Source organism: Chitinophaga sp. XS-30 (assembly GCF_008086345.1).
In the GTDB taxonomy this organism is placed as follows: Bacteria; Bacteroidota; Bacteroidia; order Chitinophagales; family Chitinophagaceae; genus Chitinophaga.
This window is the reverse complement of record NZ_CP043006.1, coordinates 4924545-4951303: the sequence shown is the minus strand read 5'-3', so window position 1 is coordinate 4951303 and position 26759 is coordinate 4924545. Positions and strand designations below refer to the sequence as shown.

At 52.9% G+C, this 26759-nt stretch carries 22 protein-coding genes; 10 read left to right on the top strand and 12 right to left on the bottom strand.

Features of this window, described 5'->3' with window-relative positions; genetic code table 11:
* Positions 1 to 17: 17 nt before the first annotated feature.
* Together FW415_RS19970 and FW415_RS19965 are read right to left on the bottom strand one after the other, a co-directional pair.
* Entirely contained in the window at positions 18 to 2912 is a 2895-nt protein-coding gene (locus FW415_RS19970; protein ID WP_148388562.1) for a polysaccharide lyase family 8 super-sandwich domain-containing protein, read from the bottom strand.
* A gap of 91 nt (positions 2913 to 3003) precedes the next feature.
* Entirely contained in the window at positions 3004 to 7002 is a 3999-nt protein-coding gene (locus FW415_RS19965) for a hybrid sensor histidine kinase/response regulator transcription factor (protein WP_148388560.1), read from the bottom strand.
* Between the two features lie 224 nt (positions 7003 to 7226).
* Between FW415_RS19965 and FW415_RS19960 the strand changes: the two genes are divergently transcribed.
* The 4 genes from FW415_RS19960 to FW415_RS19945 all read left to right on the top strand — a co-directional run bounded on the left by FW415_RS19960 (position 7227) and on the right by FW415_RS19945 (position 14966).
* The gene (locus FW415_RS19960; RefSeq protein ID WP_210420743.1) at positions 7227 to 10418 is read left to right on the top strand and encodes a TonB-dependent receptor; all 3192 of its coding nucleotides are present in this window, start codon (positions 7227 to 7229) and stop codon (positions 10416 to 10418) included.
* 20 nt (positions 10419 to 10438) lie between these two features.
* Positions 10439 to 12490 carry a RagB/SusD family nutrient uptake outer membrane protein gene (locus tag FW415_RS19955; protein WP_148388558.1) on the top strand — a complete coding sequence of 684 codons (2052 nt, stop codon included), beginning with the start codon at positions 10439 to 10441 and terminating at the stop codon, positions 12488 to 12490.
* A gap of 79 nt (positions 12491 to 12569) precedes the next feature.
* Positions 12570 to 13490 carry a DUF5017 domain-containing protein gene (locus tag FW415_RS19950; RefSeq protein ID WP_168208908.1) on the top strand — a complete coding sequence of 307 codons (921 nt, stop codon included), beginning with the start codon at positions 12570 to 12572 and terminating at the stop codon, positions 13488 to 13490.
* Between the two features lie 231 nt (positions 13491 to 13721).
* Positions 13722 to 14966 carry a glycoside hydrolase family 88 protein gene (locus FW415_RS19945; RefSeq protein ID WP_148388553.1) on the top strand — a complete coding sequence of 415 codons (1245 nt, stop codon included), beginning with the start codon at positions 13722 to 13724 and terminating at the stop codon, positions 14964 to 14966.
* Here the strand turns inward: FW415_RS19945 and FW415_RS19940 are convergent.
* The 4 genes from FW415_RS19940 to FW415_RS19925 form a co-directional block, all read right to left on the bottom strand.
* Entirely contained in the window at positions 14936 to 15379 is a 444-nt protein-coding gene (locus FW415_RS19940) for an isoprenylcysteine carboxylmethyltransferase family protein (protein ID WP_168208907.1), read from the bottom strand. The two genes, FW415_RS19945 and FW415_RS19940, sit on opposite strands and share 31 nt — an antisense overlap.
* Before the next feature lie 11 nt (positions 15380 to 15390).
* Positions 15391 to 16116, bottom strand: coding sequence for a siderophore-interacting protein (locus FW415_RS19935; RefSeq protein ID WP_148388549.1), 726 nt, complete (start codon positions 16114 to 16116; stop codon positions 15391 to 15393).
* Between the two features lie 74 nt (positions 16117 to 16190).
* Positions 16191 to 17051 carry an AraC family transcriptional regulator gene (locus FW415_RS19930; protein WP_148388547.1) on the bottom strand — a complete coding sequence of 287 codons (861 nt, stop codon included), beginning with the start codon at positions 17049 to 17051 and terminating at the stop codon, positions 16191 to 16193.
* A gap of 73 nt (positions 17052 to 17124) precedes the next feature.
* Positions 17125 to 18108 carry a hypothetical protein gene (locus tag FW415_RS19925; RefSeq protein ID WP_148388545.1) on the bottom strand — a complete coding sequence of 328 codons (984 nt, stop codon included), beginning with the start codon at positions 18106 to 18108 and terminating at the stop codon, positions 17125 to 17127.
* 252 nt (positions 18109 to 18360) lie between these two features.
* Between FW415_RS19925 and FW415_RS19920 the strand changes: the two genes are divergently transcribed.
* Positions 18361 to 19365: a DUF6528 family protein gene (locus FW415_RS19920; protein WP_148388543.1), complete on the top strand. Its 1005-nt coding sequence runs from the start codon at positions 18361 to 18363 to the stop codon at positions 19363 to 19365.
* Here FW415_RS19920 and FW415_RS19915 read toward each other — a convergent pair.
* Complete coding sequence (locus FW415_RS19915) at positions 19362 to 20294, bottom strand: 1-phosphofructokinase family hexose kinase (protein ID WP_148388541.1); 933 nt, start codon at positions 20292 to 20294, stop codon at positions 19362 to 19364. The genes FW415_RS19920 and FW415_RS19915 overlap by 4 nt on opposite strands.
* Before the next feature lie 132 nt (positions 20295 to 20426).
* Between FW415_RS19915 and FW415_RS19910 the strand changes: the two genes are divergently transcribed.
* Positions 20427 to 20927 (top strand): hypothetical protein, encoded by a 501-nt coding sequence (locus FW415_RS19910; protein WP_148388539.1) that lies wholly within the window; start codon positions 20427 to 20429, stop codon positions 20925 to 20927.
* A 1-nt stretch (position 20928) separates the two neighbouring features.
* On the opposite strand, the gene FW415_RS19905 is transcribed toward FW415_RS19910, so the two are convergent.
* On the bottom strand, positions 20929 to 21114 hold the full coding sequence (locus FW415_RS19905; protein WP_148388537.1) for a hypothetical protein: 186 nt from the start codon (positions 21112 to 21114) through the stop codon (positions 20929 to 20931).
* 169 nt (positions 21115 to 21283) lie between these two features.
* Between FW415_RS19905 and FW415_RS19900 the strand changes: the two genes are divergently transcribed.
* Positions 21284 to 22042 (top strand): SDR family oxidoreductase, encoded by a 759-nt coding sequence (locus tag FW415_RS19900; RefSeq protein ID WP_148388535.1) that lies wholly within the window; start codon positions 21284 to 21286, stop codon positions 22040 to 22042.
* Positions 22043 to 22127: 85 nt separating this feature from the next.
* Here FW415_RS19900 and FW415_RS19895 read toward each other — a convergent pair whose 3' ends face one another.
* The 4 genes from FW415_RS19895 to FW415_RS19880 form a co-directional block, all read right to left on the bottom strand.
* Complete coding sequence (locus FW415_RS19895; RefSeq protein ID WP_148388533.1) at positions 22128 to 22334, bottom strand: DUF2892 domain-containing protein; 207 nt, start codon at positions 22332 to 22334, stop codon at positions 22128 to 22130.
* A 159-nt stretch (positions 22335 to 22493) separates the two neighbouring features.
* A complete protein-coding gene (locus tag FW415_RS19890) occupies positions 22494 to 23222 on the bottom strand; it encodes a polysaccharide deacetylase family protein (protein ID WP_148388531.1) in 729 nt (242 codons plus the stop codon).
* Positions 23219 to 24229, bottom strand: a complete 1011-nt coding sequence (locus tag FW415_RS19885; protein ID WP_148388529.1) for a hypothetical protein — start codon at positions 24227 to 24229, stop codon at positions 23219 to 23221. The genes FW415_RS19890 and FW415_RS19885 overlap by 4 nt, the downstream gene beginning before the upstream one ends.
* A gap of 38 nt (positions 24230 to 24267) precedes the next feature.
* A complete protein-coding gene (locus FW415_RS19880) occupies positions 24268 to 24501 on the bottom strand; it encodes a hypothetical protein (protein WP_148388528.1) in 234 nt (77 codons plus the stop codon).
* A gap of 215 nt (positions 24502 to 24716) precedes the next feature.
* Between FW415_RS19880 and FW415_RS19875 the strand changes: the two genes are divergently transcribed.
* The 3 genes from FW415_RS19875 to FW415_RS19865 are packed head-to-tail and all read left to right on the top strand — an operon-like array spanning position 24717 to position 26748.
* The gene (locus FW415_RS19875; protein ID WP_148388526.1) at positions 24717 to 25238 is read left to right on the top strand and encodes a flavodoxin domain-containing protein; all 522 of its coding nucleotides are present in this window, start codon (positions 24717 to 24719) and stop codon (positions 25236 to 25238) included.
* Positions 25239 to 25294: 56 nt separating this feature from the next.
* Positions 25295 to 26134 (top strand): universal stress protein, encoded by an 840-nt coding sequence (locus FW415_RS19870; RefSeq protein ID WP_148388524.1) that lies wholly within the window; start codon positions 25295 to 25297, stop codon positions 26132 to 26134.
* Between the two features lie 11 nt (positions 26135 to 26145).
* Positions 26146 to 26748, top strand: coding sequence for a hypothetical protein (locus FW415_RS19865; protein WP_148388522.1), 603 nt, complete (start codon positions 26146 to 26148; stop codon positions 26746 to 26748).
* Positions 26749 to 26759: the final 11 nt, after the last annotated feature.

The window sequence follows — 26759 nt, the reverse complement described above, 5'->3', positions numbered from 1 at the left end:
GGCATATTGCCAATATCTCAAAGCTTGACGATCTTTTTCACCACAGGTTCCCCGTCCCCGCTCAGCTGCAGCGTGTACACCCCGGGTTTCACATGCCGCAGGTCCAGCTCAAAGCGTTTGCGGCCCCCCAACTCTTCGAGGCTGATCAGCCTGCCGCTGATATCCAGCACTGCCGCCCTGCGGTAAAGCTTGTCCGTTTCCACCCGCACAGATCCCTGCGTGGGGTTGGGATAGATACTGACGGCGGACGATGCGGCGGATTTCACAGCAGGAAGACTGGACAGAAAAGAAGACCCGCTGGTGCAAACGAGCACAGGCCGGAAGTCCGTATTCGCCGTCTCGCGCGAGCTGAATGACGCATCCGTTGTACTGCCGGTAGCATCGGAGATCACCCTGAGTGAAAGGATGCCGTCCGCCAGTTGCTGCGATAATGCGATAGCGGTAACGTCCCATTCCGCATAATTGCCTGCAGGCCTGCCGGTTACCGTATCTATGGCGGATGTGCCGATGGGTTTATTGTTCCAGTTAATGCCGGATTCCGTCCAGCTGTCGTTGCTGACGTACTGCAATATCCATGGCACGGCAGCGATGCCGGTGTTGGCATAAGGCACATATAAACGCAGCTTCACATTGTCTGTAGTAGAAGGAATATCGGTGATGTTGAATTTCAGGTACACTTCACGGGCGTAACCTTCTGTATCCTTCTTAATCACCAGCGAGGTAACGGAACCGTAGTTCGTTCCCGCATAGCTGCCGTTCCGAACGTAAGCGTCTGCTATTGCAGTGACGAGCGAGGGTTGATAGACCGGTGTGGAAAGATTCACCTGGAAAGTGGCGGTAGATCCTGCTGTCGGGCCGGAGGGCAGCGTACAGGCCAGGTGGCGTGTCTGCGGGATGCCGGGGAGATTGAGGTAAAGATTGACCGGGAGAGAAGACTGTGAAGGGTCCGCCACAGACACGGTGACGCTGGTACTGCCTACTTGTTTCAACATCAGTGCGCAGGGTCTGTCTGCCGTAATGGTCACGGAATCCTGACTGAAAGTGCCGGCTTTGTAGAAAGCCAGCTGCCAGTTGTTGAGACCGGTGTGCCGCACGGCCTGTATATCCGCATCGTTCTGTAATACGCGTACAGCGGTAGTGTCGTAGGACGGCATGTGCTGGCCGGGCAACACGTAGTAGGCATAGCTGCCGTTTGCCGGTTGTACGCCATGATCGAACCACAGCGTAAAAACATTCATATTTTGCGTTGTGGTGGCGCCGCCGTTGTTGATGCTGCTCCAGGTGCCGGTACGGGCCTGGTTGCTCAACTGTATGTTGCCTCCGGCGGGAAAATAGTAGCCGATGCCGTTATGCGATACCCATTTCAGGTTATTATTGTAGCTGTGCGCACCCATGGAAAGCGTGCTTTCCGTGCCGTTTGCAGACACGGTGACGTTGCCGCTCAGCAGGCACTGGTTCACCGTTGTATTAATGGCCTGGGCGGCGGTGGAGTTGATATTGGCGCCGAGGCAAACGATCTCGTTATCGAAGAAGAACCAGGCTTTCCGGGCCTGGGTATTGTAATCGGAAAAGGCCAGCGCGGTAACGCCGTAAAGCGAATCGGATACGCCGCCGGAGAACGTGGAAGTGCCGTAATTGCCGCCCCAGGCTGCCCGCAGCGGGAAAGTGGTGATGTAAGGCGTAGTGGTGCCGGGAATCCTGGCCCAGTCCCATACCGGGAAGATATTCAGATACTCGCTGCCGCTTACCGCAATATTGGTGGCGCCTTCAGACAGGTAATATCCCTTCAGGTTCTCCCCATTCCCGTTCTCCGATTTGGACGTGCGGGTGGATACATTGCGGAGGCCGAAGAAATACCCCGGCCGGTGGTGTACGGTATAATCGGATCGCCAGAAATGCGTATGCGTTGGCGTTATCATATAAGAAGGCGGCTGGCTGTTCTGGATGCGGGCAATGGCCTGATCGTAAGCAGCGGTGTAGGCCGTATCCAGCGCTTTCAGCTTGGTCAGCTGCGAGGCTACGCCGGACTGGCCCATGTTGTTCACCCGGCTGATGCTGCGGCCATTTACACTGAAATCGATATACCGGCCGCGCATCACTTTCAGGTAGGCATTACGCACAAAATCACTGAAAAGGGATAACTGGCTGCCGGATAACGCATAGGAGGTGCCGCGCAGGTAGTAGGCGATCTTTACCTCCCCGCCAACGAATACGAAGCCGTAGCCGAACATGTACAGCTGCGGGCCGTGCTGCTGATAAGACAGGTCGTGCTGCATGCCTTCCTGGGTAGTGAGCGAGATGGGATAAAAGGCTTCGCTTACCCCGGTCTGCATCAACACACTGTCCGCCGTCAGGCAGGCGCGATAGATGAAGTGTGTGGCCACATCCAGTTTGTTGGCGCCGGTCTGTGCAGCGGGGTTGCCCCTGTTCATCTGGGATAACAGGTTGCTGCGGAGGGTGGTGGACAGGGAAAGCGGGGCGGCTTCCAGCAGGATGAGGATTTCCCCCAGCATCTGCGGGTTGGATATCTGGTTATGGTACCAGTTCCAGCTTTGCGGGTCTGCCGTATCCCAATACCCCAGGCTGCTGCTGATGGCATTGAAAAGGGTAGTGCTGTGATAATGGGTGCTGGCGGTGTGGGAATAGGCCAGCACGAAGTTCTTTACCCTGGTCAGATGCACATTTGCCGTGTAGGTGGTGGAGCTGTAGGTATAGTTCACGTCCGGCCAGGAGCCGTTGGTCTGCAGGGTGGCGAGGGTGCTGGTGACCCCGTTGTCCAGCGTGGTGACATTGGATACCATGGCCAGCTGATCCGTGCGGATGCGCTCCATAATGGTATGGTATTCCGTTTGTGCCCTGGATGGCATCATACATAAAAACAGGCAGGAGAGGACGAGTAGTGTTCGTTTCATAGTGGTTGACTTTGGTTCGTGGATATAACATTAAATGTAAGGAACAATCCCGCGGGGGAGGGGTGAATATCCCGACTAAAGGGGGGGATTATTATAAGTCGGGTGCCGCGGCGAAGTCGGTGGGCGTTTTTCCGTATTGTTTCTTGAACTCGCGGCTGAAATATTTACGGTCGTTATACCCCACCATATAAGCCACTTCATACACCGTATGCTGTTTCCGGCGGATGAGGCCGGCGGCTTTCTTCAGGCGGAGGGATTTGATGAAGTCGTTAACGGACATATTGGTGAGGGCTTTGAGCTTTTTATACAGCACGGGCTGGCTCATGGCTACCTTGCGGGCTAGCATATCCACCCCGAATTCCGGGTCGTCCATATGCTCATCCACCAGCTGGATGACCTTTTCGAGGAAGGCGGTGTCTACCGTGTTGGGCACAGCGTCTCCCGCAACGGGCTGGCTGCCGGTCTGCAATTGGCGGCTGAACCGGCGGCGCATCTTTTCCCGGGAGGCCAGCAGGTTCCTCACGTTCAGTTCCAGTACCCTGGTGCTGAAAGGTTTGGTCAGATAGAGGTCGGCCCCGGTTTCCAGGCCGCTCACATGATCTTCCTGCGAGCTTTTGGCGGTCAGCAGGATGACGGGGATGTGGCTGGTGCGCTCATCGGTCTTGAGCTGATAGCAGAAGCTGAGGCCGTCCATTTCAGGCATCATCACATCACTGATCACGAGATCCGGTATCTGTGCGGTGGCGAGTGCCAGGCCTTCCGCGCCGTTCGCGCTTTCCAGCACTTGGTAGCGGTCACCGAAGGTCTGGCGGACGAGCGCCCGCAGTTCCGGATTGTCTTCCACAATATGTATGGTAAAATGTTGCCGGGAGGGTTTTTCCTCCACCTGCGGCGATTGGGGCGGCGTCTCCACCGGTTCCGGCGTCTCTGCTGTTTCCAGCATTACATGCCGCGCTCCTTCGAAATGCTGCTTTCCCTGCAGCAAGGTGACGGTAAAGGTCGTGCGGCCTTCCTGTGTGGCGGTGGCCGGCTCGCTGTCCACTGTCAGCTTTCCTTTGTGCAATTCCGTGATGTTGCGGGAGAGGGCCAGGCCGATGCCGTAACCGGTATTTTGCAATCCATGGTCGTCCACCTGGAAAAAGTTATTGAACAGCTTGTCCAGGTACTGCGGTGCAATGCCCCGGCCATTATCCGTTACGGTCACAGTATAAGCATTCCGCCCGGATGAGAGGTGCAAACGCACGCTGCCGCCGTCCGGCGTGAATTTGAAGGCATTGCTCAGGAGATTGAAGAAAACCTTGTCCAGCTGCTCCCGGTCGAAGTACGCCGGCGCTTCATGCCGGTCGTGCGTGAAAGATGACCGGATACCGCGGCGTTGCGACAGCTCCCCGAAGCTGGCCAGGATATCTTCCAGGAAAGGGACCAGGTCCTCCTGCTGTACATGCAGGTTCAGGTGACGGGTTTCCGCTTTCCGGAAATCCATCAGTTCGCTCACCAGTTTCAGCAGGCGGTTGGCGTTGTTGCGGACCTGGGAGAGCGGTTGTTGCAGGGGATCGTTCTTCTTCAGCGTTCCGCTCATTTTTTCCACGGGGGCCATCAGCAGGGTGAGGTGCGTACGGATCTCGTGGGAAACGTGCGTGAAAAAGTTCAGCTTCACCTGGTGCAGCTCTTCTTCTTTGCGCAGGAGTGCGCGGAGAAAGATGAACCGGATCAGCAGGAAGAACATGGCGGCCAGCAGTACCGCATAAATCCCGTAGGCCCACCAGGTGCGCCAGAAGGGCGGCAGTACACGGATGTCCAGCCGCGCGGGCTCACTCCAGATGCCGTCGTTATTCGCGCCTTTTACCCAAAAGGTGTAGCTGCCGGGGGCCAGGTTGGTATAGGTCACGGCAGGGTTCCCGGTTTCGATCCAGTCGCGGTCCGCGCCTTCCAGCCGGTAGGCATAGCGGTTCTTGTTGCTTTTGATATAGTTCAGCAAGGCAAATTCTATGGTGAACACTTCCTGGTCGTGCCGGAAGCGCAGGCTCGGCGTAAGCCCGATGTCCTGCTGCAGCAGTCCGTCTTCCCGACCGATGCCTACGGGTTCGTTGAACAGGCGCAGGCCCGTGAACACGATGGGAGCGGAGTATTTATTGGCGATGATCTTTGCCGGAAAGAAACTGGTCATGCCATTGTACCCGCCGAAGAAAAATTCCCCCCGGCTGTCTTTCAGAAAAGAATTGTAATTGAAATCATTCCCGGCAATGCCATCGCTGGTAGTGTAGGTCTGGAAATTTTGCTGTCCCGGATCGAATTTCACGAGGCCGTTGTCCGTGCTGATCCAGAGGTTCCGCTGATCATCCTCCAGCAAGCCCATGACATTATTATTGGGCAGGCCGTCTTTTTCCGTGTAGAGCGTCATCTGCTGCAGGTCCGCCGTGTACTTTGCCAGCCCCCCATAATACAGGCTTACCCAGATGTTGCCGCGGTGATCTTCCTGTATGGAATTGACGTAACAGTTCCTGTGCACCGTTTGCAGAGTATCGCCGGTAAAAGCGTACAGGCCGAGGGTGGTGCCGATCCATATTCTGCGGCGGGAATCCTGGAGCAGATAGCGGATAGACCGGTCTGCCGCGATACCGGCTTTGCCGGAATCCTGCATCTTTTCCAGGGAATGCCCGTTGCGATGCATGAGGTGCAGGCCGGTATTGGTGCCTACCCAGAAGCGCCCTTCGGTATCTTCCAGCAGGGCGGTGACTTCCAGTGCGAAGGTTTGCGGATCTTTGTTATTATAAAAGAACTTTTTAAACCGCCGGTCTTTCTGCAGGAGATTGAGCCCGCCGCCGTGTGTGCCTGCCCATATATTATGATCACCATCCTCATACACCACTTTTATCAGGTTGGAGCCTATGCTGCCGGGGTTGGCCGGATCATGTTTATACCAGGTAACGGTCCCGCTTTCCCTGTCGAGATGATTCAGCCCTCCGCCTTCCGTACCGATCCACAGGTGCTGCTGTTCGTCTTCCACGATGCTGCTGACCACGTTGTTGCTGATGCCGGAACGGGCGGCCCCGTTCTGCCAGATGGTGAAATAGGTGCCGTAGGAATGTATCATGTTCACCCCGCCGAAGTAAGTGCCGATCCAGATGGAGCCGCTGTTATCTTCAAAAAGGCTGTGAACGGAGTTCTGGCTCAGGCTTTTTTTGTTGCCGGGGTTATGCTGGTAGGCTGTGGCCGTTTGGGTGACCGGGTCTATCAGGCTCAGGCCTTCCTGTGTGCCGATCCATATCTTTCCCGAACGGTCAACGATGATCCGGCGGACAATATTATTCACGATAGCGGGGCGAACGAGGCGGGTGAACACGCGTTTTTCCGGGTCGAACAGGCAGACACCGCCGGTCTGCGTACCGATCCATATCCTGCCGGTCTGGTCTTCCGCAATGGTGGCCACATAGTTCATGGGCAGGCTCGCCGGGTTCCCTTCTTCATGCCGGAAGGTTTCGGCCGTGAACCGGCCGCTGGTTTCCGTTAACAGGGTGAGGCCGTTATTGGTGCCTACCCAGAAGTTGCCTTTCCGGTCTTCCAGCACGCAGCGCACCATATTTCCGGCCACTTCCACTCCCGGCAGCGTGGTAAAGGCCGTCCTTCCCGTATCCGGCTGCATGAAGAGTCCGGATAATGTGCCCAGCCACAGTCTGCCTTTGCTGTCTTCCATAATGGAAAAGATGCCGGCCTGTTGTGCGCCGGGGTACACGGGTATCCGTTCAAAAGCATCCTTTTCAGGGATATACCGGTTCAGTCCCCGTGTAGTGCCGGCCAGAAGGCCGTTCCGGGAAGAGGAGAAAACAGACAGCACAAGGTTGTCGGACAGGCTGGTGCTATCATCCGGCTGTGTTCTGTATATCCTGAAGCGCTGCCCGTCGAACCGGTTCAGGCCGTAACGGGTGCCGTACCACATGAATCCGCGGTTGTCCTGCGCAATGGACAGCACCGCGTTATGGGACAGGCCATGCTCCACCATCAGGTGATTGAAAGCAATGTTCTGCCCCGCAACATTCCCGAATACCCATAAAATGATCAGGTTGATAAAAGCCCCACGCCGGAAAATCATACCTAAATATAAGCATTGATGCTACTTTTTCATTTCCCGGAGGGTGTTTTTTGTAAAAACCTGATTTTTCAGCATATTGATAATCAATTTATTACAAGACGTTTATAATATTCCCCCTAATCATTTACGATACTCCCCCCGTCTTCCCCTCCGGTAACTACATATTTGTACGGCAAGGATCAACCAATTCAACCAAATTCAACCGTTCCACTAAACTTTCTGATATGCAATTGCTGAAAATTGATGTAGAAAATTCGCGTTTTTCTATCAAGCTCTTTGGAGGGATCATATGGATGCTACTCTTTCCTCTTTTACTTTTTGCCCAGAAAAAAAATGTTACCGGCACCGTGCTGGACGATGAGGGCACACCGTTGCAGGGGGTAACGGTGACCATTAAAAATGAAAAAGGCGGTACGGCTACCGATGCGGCGGGCCGGTTCACCATTGCCGCCGCACCGGGAGCTACCCTGGTATTTACTTTTATAGGCTTTGAGAAGGCGGAGTCTGCCGTAGATGGTAAAATCGTGTATAATGTGCGGCTGAAACAGAAAGCCGGTACATTGAGCGATGTGGTGGTGGTAGGTTATGCCACGCAAAGCCGTAAAGATCTCACCGGCGCGGTGGGCAGCGTGAATATGAAGGATTTCGAAAAGGCGCCGGTGAAATCATTCGATGAAGCGCTGGCCGGCCGGGTAGCGGGAGTGGCAGTAGCCAGCAACGACGGGCAGCCCGGTTCCGTTGCCAATATCGTGATCCGCGGCGCCGGCTCCATCACACAGGATAATTCACCATTGTATGTGATCGATGGCTTCCCCACCGAAAGCTCCAATGCCAATGCCATCAGCCCGGCAGATATCGAGTCCATCGACGTATTGAAAGACGCTTCGGCAACGGCCATTTATGGCGCCCGGGGTGCCAATGGCGTTATCCTTATTACGACCAAGAAAGGCAAACAGGGTCCGCCGGTGGTGAATTACAATGCCTATTACGGCTGGCAGATGATACCGGAAAAAGTGGAACTGATGGACGCTTATGAATTTGTGCGTTATGTAGGGGAGATCAACCCTGCCATCCGCGATTCCGTTTATCTCGCCAACGGCGTAAAACTGGAAGATTACAGGAACAGGGAAACGCTGGATATGCAGGACTATATCTATCAGACCGGTCAGAACCAGAACCATGATATCTCTGTGCGCGGGGGAACGGACAAGACCAGGTATTCTCTTTCCGGCAACTTCAACAACCAGAAAGGCATCATCATCAATGGCGGTTTCAAGCGTTACCAGGGCCGGATCACGCTGGACCAGACGGTGAGCAGCAAGCTGAAAACAGGGGTGAATGTGAACTACGCCTACAATGAATCCTACGGCATACCGGTGTCCGCCACCAATTTTTATGCTTCTGCCACCACCTTGTATTCGGTATGGGGATACCGCCCTACTACCAGTATTGCGGGGCGTGACAGCGCGGTAGACCTGCTGGACCAGTTTTATGACCCTACCAATGAACTGGGGAACAACCAGGATTACCGGGTGAACCCGCTGCAGAACATCGAGAACCAGCTGACGCGTGTCAAGACCAATAATCTCATCGCTAACGCCTACGCAGAATACGCTTTTACCAAAGAGCTGACACTGCGGGTAGCCGGAGGTATCAATAGTATCCACAGGGAAACGAACATTTTCAATAACTCCAAAACGCAATCCGGCAGCAAATGGAGTGCCGCGGGCGTGAACGGTACCATTCGTTTTGAGCCGAATGTCACCTGGCGGAGCGAGAATGCGCTCACTTACCGCAAGCGTATTGCGAATGCACACAATATTACCGTGCTGGGCGTTTTTGAAGCACAGGGCAACAACCGCTCGGACCGCAGGCTGTACGCCACCCAGATACCGAATGAAGACCTCGGTCTGGATGCTATCGACCTCGCACCGGCGGCCAATGTTACCCTTACCTCCAGCAGCACCCGCTGGACGATGGCTTCTTTGCTCGCCAGGCTGAATTACGATTACAAATCGAAATACCTGCTCACTGCCTCCATCCGCACGGATGGCTCATCCAAATTCTCCGATGGCAATAAATGGGGGTACTTTCCTTCCGCTTCGGCAGCATGGCGTTTCAGCAGCGAGGAGTTCATGAAGGAGCTGCGTTTCGTTTCCGATGCCAAGATCCGTATCGGCTACGGCGCTTCGGGCAATAACAGGGTGGGCGATTTTGCTTATCTGCCGCAACTGCAGCTGACCAGTATGAACTACTGGTATTCGCAGGGCGGCAACCCGCTGGCTATCGGCTCGGTGATCACTTCTTCCGGCAACAGCAACCTGAAATGGGAAACCAATGAGCAGACGAACATCGGGCTTGACCTGGCTTTCTTTAAAAGCCGCCTGAGCCTGACGGTGGACGCCTATAAACGCACCACAACAGATCTGCTGCTGGAAGCCGCATTGCCTTACATGCACGGCATTGAAAGTTCCCGGGGCTTCAAGAACGTGGGCCGCCTGGAGAACAAGGGGCTGGAATTTACGGTCAATGCCGTGATTGTGGAGCAGAAGAATTTCAACTGGAGCAGCAATTTCAATATCAGCTTTAACCGCAACAAGATACTGGCCCTGGCAGAAGGGCAGGCTTCCATTCTCTCCGGTTCCGGCACCTTCTTCAATACTACATACTCCGGCCTGTTCCCCTATATTTCCGTGACCGGTCGCCCGCTCGGAGAGATGTACGGGCTGGTGTTCGAAGGTGTGTACCAGTTTGAGGATTTCAATGTGATGCCCAATGGCAGCTACCAGCTGAAACCGGAGATCACGGCGAATGGCACGGCAAGAGCGAGCATTCGCCCCGGTGACATAAAGTATAAAGACCTGAACGGCGATCTGCAGGTGAATAACCAGGATTATACCATTATCGGCAGCGGCCTGCCTAAACATGTCGGCGGCTTCAGCAACAATTTCCGTTACGGCAATTTCGATCTGAATGTATTGCTGCAATGGTCTTACGGCAACGATATCATCAATGCCAACCGCTACGTTTTTGAAGGCGGTATTGTGAACAATCCGAACCTGAACCAGTTTGCCAGCTACGCCAACCGCTGGACGCCGGAGAACCCCAGCAACACCATGTTCCGCGCAGGCGGTATGGGCAACGCAGCGTATTCTTCCCGTGTGGTGGAAGACGGTTCTTATCTGAAGCTGAGAACGGTATCGCTCGGATATTACCTGCCCTCATCCATCCTGAAACGCGCCAACATCAACAGTGTAAGGATATATGCATCGGCACAGAACCTTTATACGTGGACGAACTATTCCGGCAAGGATCCGGAGGTATCCGGCCGCCAGAGCAACCTCACGCCTGGTTTTGACTACGCCGTATATCCGCATTCCCTTTCCTGTGTGGCGGGATTGAACGTAACCTTCTGATCAACACAAAATTCTACAGCATGAAACCGAGTTTGATAAAATTCATCCGTATCTGTATCATCACATCAGTCTCCGCAGCGGGATTGACTTCCTGCAAAAAATTCCTGGATACGAAGCCGACCGATTTCTATTCACCGGGTAACTACTACACTACCGAAGCGCAGCTGCAACAGGCGCTGAACGGTATTTACGGCGACCTGATGCGGTCCGAGATGTATGGTCAGGTGATGCATTTCAATTTTGTGTCCACTACGGACGAGGTTATGTCCAGCCGCACGGCGGACGGCGATGCGAGAGGGCTGCGCTATAATTATGATGCTTCGCTGGTGTACGTCGGCGGCATCTGGCGTTTTTCCTATCTCGGTATCAATAACATCAATTCGCTGTTGCAGCATATCGATAAACCGGCGATGGATGAGGCGAGAAGGGATATTATCCGGGGCCAGGCGCTGTTCCTGCGCGGCTTCCTGTATTTCATCCTTACCAGCAATTACGGGGATGTGCCGCTGGTATTGAGCCCGCTGGGCATCAGTGATGTAACGGTTCCTGCCGCTCCGCAGCGCCAGGTGTATGAGCAGATAGAAAAAGACATGAAGGAAGCGGAGACCCTGCTGCAGGATTATACCGTAGCAAAGCTCGGGTATAACGATGTGGTGACGCTCACCGCCGTGCAGGCCATGCTGGCAAGGGTGTACCTCTACTGGGCCGGTTATCCGCAGAACGATGTTTCCAAATATGCAGAAGTGATCAAATATGCTGACAAAGTGGAAAGTTCCGGCATGCATGCGCTGAACCCCAGTTACCGCCAGATATTCATCAATCTCTGCCAGGACCAGTATGATGTGAAGGAGAACATCTGGGAATTGGGTTCCGTAGGCGCAGCCGCAGGTGTGGTGAACAAAGGGGGGAATGATATCGGGAATTTTGTGGGCATCACGTCCAACCTTACGGCGGCGGATACCAGCTCATACGGCAGCGCCGGATGGGTATGGGTCACCAAAAAACTCTATGACGCGTATGAAGTGGACCCGGCCAGCACGGCCACTCCCAATAAATCATCGCTGGATACCCGGCGGGACTGGAACTGTGCCGATTACATTTTCAGCGGCAATCCCCGCTTGCGCAGGGCCAGAACTAACCCCTGGCAGATGAGCGCCGGAAAATTCAGAAGAGAGTATTGTCCCGCTTCGATCAGGAATACCAATGGTGTTGGCGGAACGTATAATATCAACTGGCCGGTGATCCGTTACGCGGATGTATTGCTGATGCGCGCGGAAGCGGAGAACTATCTGAACGGTCCCGCTGCGGCCTATGAAGATATCAATCTCGTCAGGAAGCGCGGTTACGGCATCATGAACGGCAATGTGGTGAAATCCGTTTCGGTCACCAGCCAGGGAAGCGGTTACACAGCCGCTCCGGCGGTAACGATCTCCGGTGGCGGCGGAAGCGGTGCAACAGCGTCGGCAGTGGTGACCGGTGGGAAGGTGACCGGCATTTACCTGAACAGTCCCGGTGCGCTGGCTCCCGGCACCTATTATTCTTCCGCGCCCGTAGTCGTGATCGGCACCGCATGGATGCCCGGCGCTACTTATGCCGCCGGTACGCAGATCACCAACGGCGGTAACCTGTACACCGTTACCACAGCCGGTACGGCAACAACCACAGCACCCACGCATACCTCCGGCGCTTCCGACCCGGTACTGACCGGCGCGGAATTTACCTGGGCCGGCGAAGCCGCTACAGCCGCGGCTACCATTACCGTGGGCAATGAAGCGGACCTGACGCCCGGTCTCGGCAAGGAGGCCTTTCAGTTGGCGATACGGGACGAGCGGATGAGAGAGCTTTGCTTTGAAGCCGTGCGTAAAGCGGACCTGATCCGTTGGGGGAATTTTTATGAAGATATGCAGACGTTCGCGTCCTGGGCCGCTGCCAATGGCGCCTCCGTTGCCGCCAGCGGCAATCCAAACGGACTGCAGGGCGTGCAGAACGTAGCGCCGAGGCATGTGCTGCTGCCCAAGCCTACTTATGAACTGAACCTGAACCGTGCGCTTATACAGAACGACGGGTGGTGATGTTCGAAAACAACAGTATAACAAAATGAAAAAGCCGGCAGTATATCATCCGGCCTGTTCAAAAACAAAAAATAAAAAGATGAAAAGATCATTCATCATCATACTCACTGGTATCGCTTTTATTACCGCGTCCTGCAATAAAAATATGGAAGTGGATGTGCCGTCTTTCCAGGTGAGCCTAGATCCTGCCAGGCTTGTAGCCGATACATTCACCTACAGGCTGGGGGATACCACCCGTTTTATCTTCAGCGGCAGCGCCGGGAATATTGCCTTTTATTCCGGGGAGTCCGGCAAAAGTTATGCGAACAGGAGCGTGGCTTCCCGCCTGGGCACCGTAATGCTTTCCTTTGCTTCCAAAGCGGAATGGGGCACGCAGACCAATACCCTGCAGGTACTGGCGACCAACAAGCTGGCTTCCGCGGATTCTGCTACGGTTGTGAATGCGGACTGGACGGATATCACTTCCCGCGGAGCGATTGCCGTAAATGCCACGGTAGTGAATTCCGGGAACATCGATCTGACGGACCTCGTGTCCGGCGCCGATGATTCCCTGTTCATTGCATTCAAATACAGTGGAGTAACAGGCACCACGCAGCGCACCTGGACGATCACGAATTTTTTCGTCAAAAATATACTGCCTGACCAGCAATACACCGTTGCTTCCCTGGCTACGGATGCCAGCTACTGGCTGCGGTATGGCAACGTCTGGACGCCTGCGAGCGCCAGGTGGACGGCAACGGCTTCCGACCTGAAGATCATTGGCGGCGGCGGTACCAGTCCTACCAATACCAGCTGGATCGTAAGCAAACCGATGTACGTGGGCCGCATCGCCCCGGATGTCAGCACCGGCATCAAAAGCATCAATGAGCCGGACAAGGAAGGGCATAATTATATGTACACTGCTGCCGGCATCTACACTGCCACTTTTGTAGCGTTTAACCATACGCTGGATGAGGAGAAGAGCGTAATGAGGGAGTTTATTATCAAAGTGATACCATAACAGCTTATGAATAGATGAACTGATATTCCATCTTATCGATAAAAATTAAAATGAACAGATGAAATAACATTCCATCTGATTGATAAAATAAGCAAGAACAGATGAAATAACATTCCATCTGATTGATAAAATAAGCAAGAACAGATGAAATAACATTCCATCTGATTGATAAAAATAAGCAAGAACAGATGAAATAACATTCCATCTGACCCGTAAAAATTAAATGAACAGATGAAACTTTGGACCTATTTTTTAGTGACGACAGGCCTGCTTGCATTTACGGCAGACAGGAGCGAAGATGATTTTGTGAAAAGCAACTTTTCCTTCGCGCAGCAACAGCTGAAGCTGATGCTCCGGGAAACCGGGGCCGAAAAGGCCCTCACATTCCCCCGGACCATCAATGCAACAGGAAAAATGGTGCTGACCAATATGTATGACTGGACGCCGGGCTTCTTTCCCGGCAGCCTTTGGTACGCCTACGAATACACGAAAGACAGCAAGCTGCGGCAGCAGGCCGTAGCCTGGACGGAAAAGCTGGAGCCGCTGAAAGACTTCACCCGCCATCACGATCTTGGGTTTATGGTGTATTGCAGCTACGGGAACGCCTACCGGCTCACCGGCAATACCGCCTACCGCGATATTCTCGTGCAGGCAGCCCGTTCCCTCAGCACCCGGTTCAATGAAGTGACCGGCAGCATCAAATCCTGGAACGTATTCAAATCATGGCATGGCAACCGCAATTATTATTACCCGGTGATCATCGACAATATGATGAACCTGGAACTGCTGTTCTTTGCCGGAAAGGTCACCGGCGATACCAGCTTCCGCCATATTGCGGTGACGCATGCGGAACAGGCGATGAAAAACCAGGTGCGGCCGGATTACAGCTCCTGGCATGTGGTGTGCTACGATACGATCACCGGCAAAGTGGAAGGGCGCGAAACGGCGCAGGGCTATGCCGATAACTCTACCTGGGCCAGGGGCCAGGCCTGGGGGATCTATGGTTTTACCATGGTGTACCGCGAAACCGGTGACCCGCGTTTTCTGCGGACTGCGGAAGGGATGGCGGACTGGTTCCTCGACCATTCGGACCTGCCGGAAGACAAAGTGCCTTATTGGGATTTCAATGCAAATCAACCGGGATTCACGCCCGGCATCAACTCGAACGCTAACAAGGTAACTGGCAGGTACAGGGATGCATCGGCCGCAGCCATCACCGCTTCTGCTCTATTTGAGCTGAGCGGTTATGCGAAAGGGAAGGAAGACAAATATCGCAAAGCTGCCATCCGTATATTGCATTCCCTGGCCAGTTCCGCTTACCGCGCACCTGCGGGCAAAAACGGTAATTTCCTGTTGATGCACAGCGTAGGCAGCATTCCGCATAACACAGAAATAGATGTGCCGCTGGTGTATGCTGATTACTACTTCATAGAAGCCCTGCAGCGCTACAACCATCTTCTGACGCGCGCTTTGTAAAGCCGGTACGCGTCACCGAATATCTTTTCCATCTCCTGTTCTTCATAACGGATATACCACCGGTCGGTGATCAGTATGAAGAGCAGGAGTATGTATAAGGAGGATGGCACACCGAGCAGCAGCGTTACACCTGCCAATATCATCGAAAAACCCAGATAGACAGGATTCCGGCTGAAGCGGAACAGGCCGTCCGTGACCAAGGTTCCCGGCGCCCGGAAGGTATGGATGGCCGTGTTGCGCTGGCGGAATTTCCGGCTGGTCCATATGGCCATAGCCGCCCCCGCGGCAAGGAGCGTCAGGCCGGTGAGATGCCAGGGCGGGTTGATGAAATGCGGTTGGGGAATGAGCAGGGATGCGGCAACCATCAGCAGGAGGCAAATGAATAACAGAAACGGAGGGATCAGTTTTTTCATGGGCATGTGTTTTATAATCCTCTTTTCCCCGGCGCCCAGTAGGCCTGTGTGCGGATATTCCGGTTTTGCACGCCGCGGGCTTTGAGTATGTTACGGAAGGATTGTATGGACCTGGCATTGCCCATCAGGTAGTACAGGAAAGCATCTGCAGGCATGCCGGAGGCGCCTAGATTTTTATCCAGCAATTCGCCGAGGTGATCTGCTTTATCCGGTTTGCCTTTGTCCACAATATCCGTGGTCAGCCCCATGTCGCCGGGCAGAAATGCATTGGCAGCATCCAGCTCCAGAATGCCGGTGCATAAACCGCCCTGCCGGGTCACTTCCCGCTGCAGTCCTTTATACACACCAAGGGTCGTTTCGTCACCGAAGAAAAAATGATAAGGATTCTCCCGGTATAATTTCCGCCCGCGAGGAAGGCTAACCTTGAGCGTATCGCCAACGGTGAGTTTTGATGCGTATTCACTTCCCGGGCCGTTGCCATGCAGATGAAAAATGACTTCGCAGATGCCTTTTTCAGGCAGGAAGAGCGAGGGCGTATAATTCCTGAACTCCGTGCCGTTAACCCTGAAGGCCATGGCATAACCGGCCTCGTTCGATGCTCCGCGGAGGTCTCCCGTAAATCGGACTAGTCTGACAGCGGTGCTTAAAGGAGTAGTATCAGTCACCCGCAGGTGCAATAATTTGGATGCCAGCAGATTTTCCATGACATCGCCCATCCATTTCGGAACATGTGGCATTGTACTTTATTTACCCTGCAAAGCACGGTGATGCCGGCTGTTTGAACAATGGGCAGACGGTTGGAAGGATTGGACTATTCGCGGTATTTTTTCCGGAAGCTGAGGGGAGGCATGCCGGTCGTCTTGTGAAAAAGCCGGGAGAAATAAGTGTGGTCTTCATACGCCAGCGCATAAGCGATCTCTTTTACGGTCAGATCGGTATAATACAACATCCGTTTCGCTTCCGTCATGATCTCTTGTTGTATCCAGTAGCTTACGGGAAGGCCGGTGGTCTGTTTCACCGCTTCATTCAGGTAGGAGGGGGAGATGTTCAGCGCGGCGGCATAGGCGGATGGAGTTTTCATGTTTTTATAGCTGCGTTGCAGCAGTTCTTTGAACTGGCGGGTGATGATGGCGGGGCGCCGTCCGCCGGGATTGCCTTCCGGCATGAGGGGCATATACGTTGCGGCAAACATCCCGGTAACAGCATCCGTGAGGGAACGGATCACCTGTTGGTGGAGCACGCTGTCATTTACCTGCCGGTGCAAGCTTTCCAGCAGGCCGATACAGCCGCTGATCCTTTCCGCATCCGCACGTTTGACCGGCATGGGCGGAAGTGGTTGCAGCCGTTGCCCGAACACCTGGCGGCAGCCCTCATGCACAAGCGCTACATCCATGGCAACGAACCAGGCATCCGTATCCTTCACCGAAATAACGTGATGCACCTGTCCGGGCAGAATGCAGAACACCTGGCGGCCTTTCACCTTTACTTCCCGGAAATCCACCATCATCCTGCTATCTCCTTTCTCCTGGAGGATGAAGATATAGTGATCGTCCCGGTGGGCCTCCCTGACCCTGGGCATTTCCGCGTTGATGCCGGAGAATTTCTTCAGGTAGAGGCCTTGCTTCGCGTTGCTGTCAAGCGAGTATAGTGGTATGGAGGATCGTTTGCTCATGGGTGCAATTGGCGGCTAAAGTAGGGATAAAACGGGATATGGCGGTTGTGGGGGGAGTTATCCGCCATTGGGCCTAACGTTTGTTGTATGCCGGTTTCTTTTCAGCCTCGGCATTTTTCTTTATGTGTGCCAATACTCGTTCGTGTATTTTATGAACGATATGGTTACTCCATAATCGCCAATAAAAAGTTGGTCTGATGTTGTGATAATACCAAGTTGTTCCTTCCAGAAGCGTATTCCCGTTTGGTAATTCAGTTAGTTTGAATTGTCCTTGTTTAGAAACAAAATAGTCGTGTAGGTGGGGTGCGTCAATGTCCCAGAAACTCAATTCTTTCATTGGTTCGGGCTGTTCCGCTACGTCAAATTTTAAAAGTCGAGGCTCGTCCCAAACTGTTATCGGCTCTACGAAACTCCCTGTTGTAAAGTTGCAATGTCTGACCGCGCCAACTCCTGTCCCTTCAATTTTGGCGTCAATCGGATATGCAATTCCTGTCTTGAAAATAAATTCAGTCGGCTCGTCAAGTTGCGGAAATTCTATTACGTTTTTCCAAACCGCATGCGGGTCTGCGTTAATTTCTATTGAAGTTACAACTGAGATCAAAGTTGGCTTATTGTCTTTTTCAATAAACGCCATTGTCGGAATGATGCCGATTAAGAAAAGCATTGTTGTTGGTGCGTTGCCTGGTGTCTTGTTGATGATTGCGTAGCCGATCGAGCTTCCTGCCCAAGTTAGTAGAATCCCAATTGGTGCAGCCATTGCAATGCAGATTATTCCTTCAATGGCAAACACTAAAAGCCCTGCTGTATAAATTCCAAGTGTCAAAAATCCAATTCTCCAGGCCTGTTTATAAGTTATTTCTTTTTTAAACCCGTATAAAATTACAGAACCTGTGCCAATGAAAAGAGGTGTCAAAATGAACAATGCAATTCCGTACTGCCCAATTCCGTAAATGCCCCAAAGTGTCAATAGCCCAGAAATTGCAACCGTCAGCCCGACTGCTGTCCATTTGCGTTTATTGTGGTTGGCTGGCAATATTTTTTCTATCAGTTGTTTCATTGTTGTGTTGTCTAGAGGTGGCATATAAGGTTTCTGGTATTGCAGTGGATTTCAGCAAGTAAATTATCATCTATTTTTAACATGGTCAATACTAAGAATGATATTTTCGGAAGCCATTTGTTGGGCTTTCTTTTTCCGTGTGTGTGGCAGTGAGCCTGCATTTATTGATTTTTAATCGCTATATTGCTTTCAGTTCCGTTATGTAGCTGTTTGTATGATAATTTAACCTTCATTTACCCAAAACCCTTTTTCATGAAATCACTCTTTGTTGTAGCAGCAGTAATGCTGTCATTCGGCTGCAAGCGCGATAATGCTGATGCCGTGAGCACTGTTTTGCCCGAAACCCTTCAATCCGCTGTAACTGCAGCGGCCACCCCGAAAGAGATCATTATCTGTGATCAGAAGAATGCCCGCATCGTAATGGTGGACATTGCGAATGGCAATGCCATTACCTGGGAATGGAAGGCCAATGCCTCGTATGCGATGATCCATACGGCGGCGGAAGCCTGGTTTTCCAACCTTAGTGACGCCAAACTGGTATATAATGGCACGTATGTGCTGGCCACGGCATCCGGCGGCGGTGTGGCGCTGATCAAAGTATCTACCAAAAAGGCCGTCTGGTACGATTATGCCGGTGGCAACACTCATTCCGCCGAGCTGCTGCCCAATGGGAATGTGGTGACGGCCTCCTCCACCGGAGGTTACCTGCGGATCTTCTCTGTGGACTCCTACATTAATGACCAGTCTGCGCAGACCGGGCCTATTGCATTTGAGGATGTGCATAATGTAGTGTGGGACCATCAGCGGCAGGTGTTATATGCCGCAGGAAAAAACAAACTGAAGAAATTCAGCTACAACGGCAGCTGCATGTCCCCGTCACTGACCTTGCTGGCGACCTATACGTTGCCGCAGGGCAATGCGCATGACCTTTTTCCGGTGCATGGCAGCACAACGGAGCTTTGGCTCTCCAACTCCAATTATGTATATAAGTTTAATGTGGTGACGGGAACGTTCACGCTGGTGAAGACCCTCAGTAAGGTGAAGTCCGTTACTTCCGGCCCGGCAGGTTATCAAACGATCGTAGCCGTTGCGAATGGCAATGGCGGAGAAACATGGCGTACCGACCGTGTTACTGATCTGGTTACCGGCAGTGCTGTGTACATGAATTCTTCCTTCGGCTTATACAAGGCCCGCTGGAAGCTGGTGAACGCTTTCAGTTATCCGGCCGGGGACAGCTATCATGAGTGTACGCACTAACGTCTTTCCTCTTCATTTGCGACAAACAGCTGCATAACATCTTTTTTCCTGAAAAGCTGAGTGCCGGGGTTCATCGTAGCTGCGGAGCCACAGGCAATGCCGAACCGCAGTATTTCCGAGAGCGTTTTCCCCTGCTCCAGCATCCAGGTCATTCCGGCTACCATACTGTCTCCGGCTCCGGACGTGCTTTGTTTTTTCACGTCCGGGGCAGGGGCGGTGCCGTGGAAGTCCTGGCTGACGAGCATGGCGCCGGAAGCGCCCATCGATACCACCACTATTTCACAACTTCCTGCGCTGATCAGCTGCCTTGCGGCTGGTAATATATCATCTTCCTGCAAATAAGCTGTACCGGTCAGTGACGCCAGTTCCCCAAGGTTGGGCTTTAGTAGAAAAACGCCTTCTTTCACCGCGGCTTTCAGTGCTGCGCCGGATGTATCCACGATCAGTTTTCCGCCTTTCATCTTGACGGTCCGGGCCACCTGTGCATAGAAGTCTTCCGGCACGCCGGGCGGCAGGCTGCCGCTGGCTACAACAATGGAAGGAAATGGGTCCATGGATGCCAGTTGCGATAAACAGCGTTCCGTTGTTCCGGCGTCCGGCTCATGGCCCGGCATTACGAAGCGGTATTGCTTGTTGCCGGACAGCTGGGTGACCATAAAGGTTTCCCTTGTTTCTGCCTTTACAGCTATGATGGCGCAATCGATCCCTTTTTCAGACAGCAGCCTTTTCAGCGTTTCGCCGTTGGGGCCACCGGCAGGGAACAGGGCAATGCTTTTGCCGCCCAGTTCGCTGATGCCTTTGCTGACATTGATACCGCCGCCGCCTGCATCCATTTGCAGTTCGGAACAGCGCAGTTTTTTATCCGGCACCAGTTGTTCAATGGTGGTGCTTTTATCTACAGCCGGGTTCATGGTAATGGTAAGGATCATATGCCTGTTTTATGCCCTGAAGTTACAGTAATATGGTAAATGCGGGATGACCAGTTTCAAGCAACGTATTGATCGCAGTCATTGCGCTCCGCCAGCAGTGGGTGTAACTTGGTGGTTATTAAATCCTGTTCCATGAGTGGTAATATCTTTTCCCCTACGTACATGATAGCCAATCTTGCCGGCTTTACCCTTATTATTTTGGCAATAACCAGGCCGAACACTACCCGCTGGATATTCAGTTTTGTGTTCACCGGTGCTGCGGCGTTCAATGCGCTTACGGCGGCGTATAGTCCGGAAGATTACCTGGGATATGCGGATATCGCCGGTTTGGCGGTCTATGAGGATTTTATCAATGGTTTTTTCAGCAGGCACATACGGGCGATCGTGCTGAGTATTGCGGGTGCCCAGATGTTCGTGGGAATGTCTATCACCGGCAGGGCGGCAATATCGAATATCGCATTGGGGGGAGCAGCGTTTTTCCTGCTGGCAATTGCGCCATTGGGCGCGGGATCTGCATTTCCTTCTACAGTATTGATGGCCGCGGCATGTATCATTCTCATCTTCAAAAAGAAACGTTCGCTGACGAACCTGCCTTTATTGAAGAACAGGGTAGCGGATAGCGGTCAGATGTAGATCATCTGTTGCACTGGCCTCCCATGCAGCCCCTCGGCCGGAAGAAACCTGATAATATGAATATGCCGCCGAAAAGAAGCGCAGGCCATTTCCCTTCCAGTCCCCCGCCAAACCATATCAGCGAAAGCCCTATTCCCCAGCGGATGATCCGGTTTACCCATAAAAAGAGTTTTTCATCGTTTGTCATGATGCTGTGTTTTGTATAAAGATACCGGTATCCCGTTTTCCGGCTTGTGACTTTAGTCACGCCGGCAGGAATCATGACGGCTATCCTCTTTTCCGTTGATGGCCGTCACCGGAGAGGGAGTTCCGGAGCGTTATCTTTACTTCAGTTTCATCATTTAAAACAATGCCTTATGCAGAATACATTTAAGGGTAAAACAGCCCTCGTTACCGGAGGAAGTTACGGCATCGGCCAGGCCACGGCCATAGCATTTGCGTCCAGGGGCGCTAATGTAGTGATCGCGGATATCGTGGAAGACCCTGAACAGGCAACGGCCAAAGCTGTTGCTGCCGCAGGCGGAAAGCCGGTCTTCATACAATGCGATGTGGCCGATGCGGCATCGGTTAAAGCCATGGTGGAAAAAACGATAGCAACATTCGGAAGGCTTGATTTTGCTTTCAATAATGCTGGTGTGGAGGGAGAGAATGGCAATACCCTGGATTGTACGGAGCAGAACTGGGACCGCACCATCGGGGTGAACCTTAAAGGGGTATGGCTTTGCATGAGGGAAGAGTTGCCGCATTTGCTGAAGCAGGGCGGCGCTATCGTGAATTGCGCGTCTGTAGCTGGATTGATGGGATTTCCCGGCCTGCCGGCCTATGTTGCCAGCAAACATGGCGTGGTCGGCCTTACGAAAACAGCCGGCCTGGAATATGCCAAAGAAGGGGTAAGGATCAATGCCGTTTGCCCGGGTGTGATCAAAACAGCAATGGTAGATCGTTTGACGGGAAAGGACAAGGCGGTGGAAAAGCAATATGAGGATATGGAGCCGATAGGCAGAATGGGTAAACCGGAAGAAGTGGCTGCTGCTGTAGTGTGGCTTTGTTCCGAAGAGGCCTCGTTTGTGACCGGGCATGCGATGCCGGTAGACGGCGGATGGTTGGCGAGTTGAAAAGTATGGTTATAGAAATGAGCGGGGCTGTCCGGATTTTCCGGGCAGTCCCTTGTTTGCTACCCCCTTACACCCGCAGCCCCCATCAATCCTTCCTGGAACAGGTACGGACACCCATCAACCGGTAGATCGGGCAAACGCCTAGCAGACTGGTCAATACAAAAACGCCAGCAACGATCAGCAGCACAACTGCCAATGTTCCGGAAATAACGCCTGTATAATAGAGGTAGCCAACCACCAGGGCGACTACGATGCGGATCAGCCTGTCCAGCAGGCCCATATTGATTTTCATGGTAATGAGATTTTATACAGGCAAGTTAATCACCATACAGCAGCAGGGCAATGACAGCCGTCAGTGTTGTTGATGATACCGGATGTGCAATAATGCAAGTTCCGCTGAACTTGAAACGGGACTAAGGGATCAGGATGGAGCGGGATTTATAACGCGCCTTCAGAAGCGTTTCTTCATTTCTTCCTGCAGTCGGGCAGCAGACCATTCACCCGAAACCATGATGCGGCGGATCGTATATGCCGGCATGCGGGGATCCATCGCCTGATCCAGCTGAAAAGCGGTGCGGTATCCCGCTTTTTGCAGTTCTTCCACAACCTGGCTGTTCCAGGCGCCGAAGGGATAAGCAAAATGGTGTACCGGTCTGCTGGTGATCTTTTCCAGCGTTTTACGGGGCGCGGAAAGCTGTTTTTCCCAGTCCGGCTGATGGGCGGTTTTCAGATTGGGATGGTCCCAGGTGTGAGCGGCTACCGTATGCCCGCTGTCTGCCAGCAGTTTTATTTCATGGGAGCTGAGGTAGCGGGGTTTGTTGATGCAGACGGTCATGATGAAGAACGTTCCCCTGAAGCGGAGTTCCTGCAGTATTCCCGCGGCCACGTAGAAGTGTTCCGTCCGGGTATCGTCGAAGCTGATCAGTACGGGTTTCTCCGGCAGGGGCTTGCCGTCAAGGATGTACGCCGCCAGTTGGTCGGGATGAATAGACTGGTACCCGCTGTCCCGCAGGCCTTTCATCTGCTCCCGGAACTGTGTGGGCGTAATGAAGAGGAAGGGGTTGCTGGCGTGCTTTTCCGGCACCATGTTGTGATAGCATAATACAGGCACCTGCGGCAGGGAGGGAAGGTCTGCCGGTCCGTTCATCAGGGCCCATATCATGAATAACGGCCACATCATTGGTATTGGATATAGACAGGTTTGGGATACAATTTCAGTATTTCCTCCGGTAGCATGACCGCAGCCGCTTTGGTACCGGCGGTATCGTTCCTGTAAAATAACTTAAATCCGGTAAACTGCACCGGTTCCCGGGCAATAAAACTGTTATAGGTGCTGATCTTTTTTGCGGCAAACCCGAATCCGTCCATGTTGATGACGATCTGCACTTCCGGGCAGGTGTTGATGGCCTTGTAATTGGTGATCATGGCCTGTGTGAAACGGTGCACCACCAGCGTTTTGGGTGGGAGCTGATATTGTTTTACCAGTCCGGCCAGGTAACTGACGGCATAGTTGATATCCCGCGCATCCAGCGTACCGATCGATCTGCCCGGAGCGTCTCCGTTCTTCATGGCGTATTCCGGATCTATGCCCAGATGCACATCCGGCATCAGGAGGTATTTTTCCAGGGCCGGAAGCTCTTCCTGCAGGGTGCTGTGTCCCGGTTGCACGTCCAGGAACACGAGGGCATGGATGCCCCTCGCCATGGTCAGCACCGTATCTATCTGGTGGAAAGGCATGCGCAGGCGGTATTTGCTGTTTTTTCCCGGGCTGCGCTGTGCTGTAACAGCAATGTAATGCAGCGCCATTTTTACCGGGAATGCAGTATCAGCGGTTTCCCAGCGCACAGCCTCCCGCCGCAGTTTTTCGAGCATGGCCTCGCGTGGCCGTTCTCCCAGGATGCCCATGCGGGGAGTGTAGAGATTGCCATAATATGCCACGATACGCCGGTAGGGCAGTATTGCGCCGGGCAATGGAGCGGGGGCCTGTACCGGCCATTTTTCGGAGGGTTTGTTATGCGCAAGCAACAGTATCCTTTCCCGGTAAAAGCCCGTAGTGTCGGCTACCTGCGGCTGTTCGCCGGGTATCAGCGCCACACCGGCATGCATATCCTGCAGGCGGGAGTCTGCCGAAGAACAGTGAAGGCTGGTAAAGGCGGAGAACAGGATGCCCTGGATGATCCTTTTCATAAAAAGAGATTCAAAATGAAGTATAACCGGCATCCCGGTCATGGGCGCTGCTCCCGGATCGCTTTGCCTACCTGGTAGAGGAATTCCTCGTCCAGCGAGTATTCGGTGCTGGCACAGCGCAGCCCGTTGTGCATATCCGGCACAAAGTGCACCTTGAAGCCTTCGATCTCGGCATAAATGCTGATATTTTCTTCTTCCGTTTTGATGACAACGGGGATCGTCTGCTGTTTCCCTTTATAGGAAACGATCACATCATATTGTTCCGTTTTCATGACTGAAGGTTTTCCTGCAAGATAACCCCTCCGCTCCGCCGGGGAAATGACCCTGCAGGCCGCTGCTGTTGATCGTCGTCATGCCCGGAGGCGACGAATATCCTGCTGTACCCGAACGGCAGTCATTTCCCGGGCGGTGATATGCAGATACCTTTATGTGACATGCACAGATGAAATAGCATTCCGTCTGACCCGTAAAAAATCAAAATGCACAGATGAAAGGAATCATTATTTATAAAGGAAAATACGGCGCTACCCGGCAGTATGCCGAATGGGCAGGCCAGGCGTTGCAAATGCCGGTCAATACCACCGATGAAACAGGAGCGGAGCAGATCGGCGCCTGCGACTGGCTGATGATCGGCACCAGTATCTATATCGGTGAATTCCAGGTGAAGAAATGGCTGTTGAAGCATCAGCAACTGTTGTCCGGCAAAAGGATCATCCTGTTCGTGGTCTGCGGTACATCCATCAGTAAAACGGAGGAACTGGACAAGTACCTGCGCCAGAACGTCCCTGCCGAGTTGCTGGCCCGCTGCCGTTGCTTCTTTTTACCGGGAAGGATGAATTTTTCCGCGCTCAGCTGGAAAGATAAATTCATGCTCAAAATGGGGGCTATGCTGGCAGGGAAAGAAGGGGCGGCCATGATGACGGAGTATGATGACGTAAAGGAACAACACCTGGATCCCGTGCTTGCGGCGGCCGAAGAAATAGCATTCCACCTGACCCGTAAAAATTAAATATGCACTCATGAAATAACATTCCATCTGACCCGTGAAAAATTAAACATGAACTGATGAAAAAGATACTCTTCATCATGAACGGCCTTCAGATGCCGTTTCATGCCACAGATTTTGCCTGTTATATGGCATCTCTCTCCGGCGCAAAGCTGGTGGGTGTTTTCCTGGAGAACCTGCGTTACGGTGAAAAACCCGAATTGCAGCAAGTGATGGGCGTTCCCTATGTTGAAACCATTGTGGCGTCCGATATACCCGGGTATGCAAAGGATAATGAAAGAGTGGAAAACAATATCCGCATCTTTGAGAAGATATGCGAACAGAAGAACGTGAGATCGGCCGTGTACCGCGACCGCACGGTATCTGTTGATGAACTGTTGGGCGAGAGCCGTTTTGCGGATATGATCATAGTAGACCCTGCCACCGGTTTTAACGGAAAAACGGAGGAAATTCCCACTCCCTTTGTCAGGGAATTGCTGTCCCGCGCAGAGTGCCCTGTACTGATCGCCGCGGCCGGGGTGGACCCCATAGAGGAGATCGTTTTTTGTTACGATGGCGGCGCCTCCGCATTTTTCGCCATGAAACAGCTGGTCAGCCTGTTTCCTTCGCTGGATGAGGTGAAAGCCACGATCGTTGAAGTGAGCAAAAACAGTACGATCAGCCCGCAGGAAAAGAAGCGCCTGAAAGAATGGCTGAGCGGTCATTATAACTACTCTGATTTTGTATTGCTGCAGGGTAATGCTAAAGATGAACTGTTCAATTTTCTGCTGAGGAAAAAGAACATCCTGCTGGTTATGGGTGCATACGGCCGCAATGCCGTCTCCCGGTTCTTCCGGCAAAGCCAGGCAGACCTGTTTATCAACAACCTTCCTTTTCCCGTATTTATCACACACTGCTAAACCCTGTTATCATGAAATACCTGCTCTTATGCCTGATCCCGCTGGGGATACTTACCGGCTGTTATTCCACCAATATCACCGGATACTGGAGTGCCGTGGACCAACCGGAGAAAAAGTATAAAAAGATACTTGTACTTGGCCTGATGAAAGATTCGCTGATGCGGCAACGGATGGAGTTGCACATCGCGGGAGATCTGCATGAGCTGGGTTATGTGGCTGTTACGGCATCGGATGAGTTTGACGCGCTGGCATTCACCAGAACGGAAGACCGGGATGCCCTGTTGCAATTCAGTGAAAAGGGGATTGATGCGGTGTTGACGATCGTTTTGCTGGACCAGCGGACGGAGGGGTTCTTTCTGCCCGGCAGTATGTACCACTTGCTGACCAGCTATTATTCTTCGCTCTACTACGGCCTCTATGCGCCGGACTGGTACCGGGAAGGCGTAAAATATGCCTGGGAAACCAGCTTTTATGATATTGCCAGCGGTTCAAGACTGTACGCGGTGCAAACCACCACTTTTGATCCGCAATCCATCGAAAAGCTGTCTCACGAATATGGTAAAGTCGTAGTGAAATGCATGCAGCAGCACAAGGTGATCCGCAGGCAACGTTAGCGGCTGATATC

What these genes read in the sequence shown, in the direction of transcription:
- FW415_RS19970 (WP_148388562.1), bottom strand. Translation starts at nt 2,912, where the DNA reads ATGAAACGAACACTACTCGTCCTCTCCTGCCTGTTTTTATGTATGATG.
- FW415_RS19965 (WP_148388560.1), bottom strand. Translation starts at nt 7,002, where the DNA reads ATGATTTTCCGGCGTGGGGCTTTTATCAACCTGATCATTTTATGGGTA.
- FW415_RS19960 (WP_210420743.1), top strand. Translation starts at nt 7,227, where the DNA reads ATGCAATTGCTGAAAATTGATGTAGAAAATTCGCGTTTTTCTATCAAG.
- FW415_RS19955 (WP_148388558.1), top strand. Translation starts at nt 10,439, where the DNA reads ATGAAACCGAGTTTGATAAAATTCATCCGTATCTGTATCATCACATCA.
- FW415_RS19950 (WP_168208908.1), top strand. Translation starts at nt 12,570, where the DNA reads ATGAAAAGATCATTCATCATCATACTCACTGGTATCGCTTTTATTACC.
- FW415_RS19945 (WP_148388553.1), top strand. Translation starts at nt 13,722, where the DNA reads ATGAAACTTTGGACCTATTTTTTAGTGACGACAGGCCTGCTTGCATTT.
- FW415_RS19940 (WP_168208907.1), bottom strand. Translation starts at nt 15,379, where the DNA reads ATGAAAAAACTGATCCCTCCGTTTCTGTTATTCATTTGCCTCCTGCTG.
- FW415_RS19935 (WP_148388549.1), bottom strand. Translation starts at nt 16,116, where the DNA reads ATGCCACATGTTCCGAAATGGATGGGCGATGTCATGGAAAATCTGCTG.
- FW415_RS19930 (WP_148388547.1), bottom strand. Translation starts at nt 17,051, where the DNA reads ATGAGCAAACGATCCTCCATACCACTATACTCGCTTGACAGCAACGCG.
- FW415_RS19925 (WP_148388545.1), bottom strand. Translation starts at nt 18,108, where the DNA reads ATGAAACAACTGATAGAAAAAATATTGCCAGCCAACCACAATAAACGC.
- FW415_RS19920 (WP_148388543.1), top strand. Translation starts at nt 18,361, where the DNA reads ATGAAATCACTCTTTGTTGTAGCAGCAGTAATGCTGTCATTCGGCTGC.
- FW415_RS19915 (WP_148388541.1), bottom strand. Translation starts at nt 20,294, where the DNA reads ATGATCCTTACCATTACCATGAACCCGGCTGTAGATAAAAGCACCACC.
- FW415_RS19910 (WP_148388539.1), top strand. Translation starts at nt 20,427, where the DNA reads ATGAGTGGTAATATCTTTTCCCCTACGTACATGATAGCCAATCTTGCC.
- FW415_RS19905 (WP_148388537.1), bottom strand. Translation starts at nt 21,114, where the DNA reads ATGACAAACGATGAAAAACTCTTTTTATGGGTAAACCGGATCATCCGC.
- FW415_RS19900 (WP_148388535.1), top strand. Translation starts at nt 21,284, where the DNA reads ATGCAGAATACATTTAAGGGTAAAACAGCCCTCGTTACCGGAGGAAGT.
- FW415_RS19895 (WP_148388533.1), bottom strand. Translation starts at nt 22,334, where the DNA reads ATGAAAATCAATATGGGCCTGCTGGACAGGCTGATCCGCATCGTAGTC.
- FW415_RS19890 (WP_148388531.1), bottom strand. Translation starts at nt 23,222, where the DNA reads ATGATGTGGCCGTTATTCATGATATGGGCCCTGATGAACGGACCGGCA.
- FW415_RS19885 (WP_148388529.1), bottom strand. Translation starts at nt 24,229, where the DNA reads ATGAAAAGGATCATCCAGGGCATCCTGTTCTCCGCCTTTACCAGCCTT.
- FW415_RS19880 (WP_148388528.1), bottom strand. Translation starts at nt 24,501, where the DNA reads ATGAAAACGGAACAATATGATGTGATCGTTTCCTATAAAGGGAAACAG.
- FW415_RS19875 (WP_148388526.1), top strand. Translation starts at nt 24,717, where the DNA reads ATGAAAGGAATCATTATTTATAAAGGAAAATACGGCGCTACCCGGCAG.
- FW415_RS19870 (WP_148388524.1), top strand. Translation starts at nt 25,295, where the DNA reads ATGAAAAAGATACTCTTCATCATGAACGGCCTTCAGATGCCGTTTCAT.
- FW415_RS19865 (WP_148388522.1), top strand. Translation starts at nt 26,146, where the DNA reads ATGAAATACCTGCTCTTATGCCTGATCCCGCTGGGGATACTTACCGGC.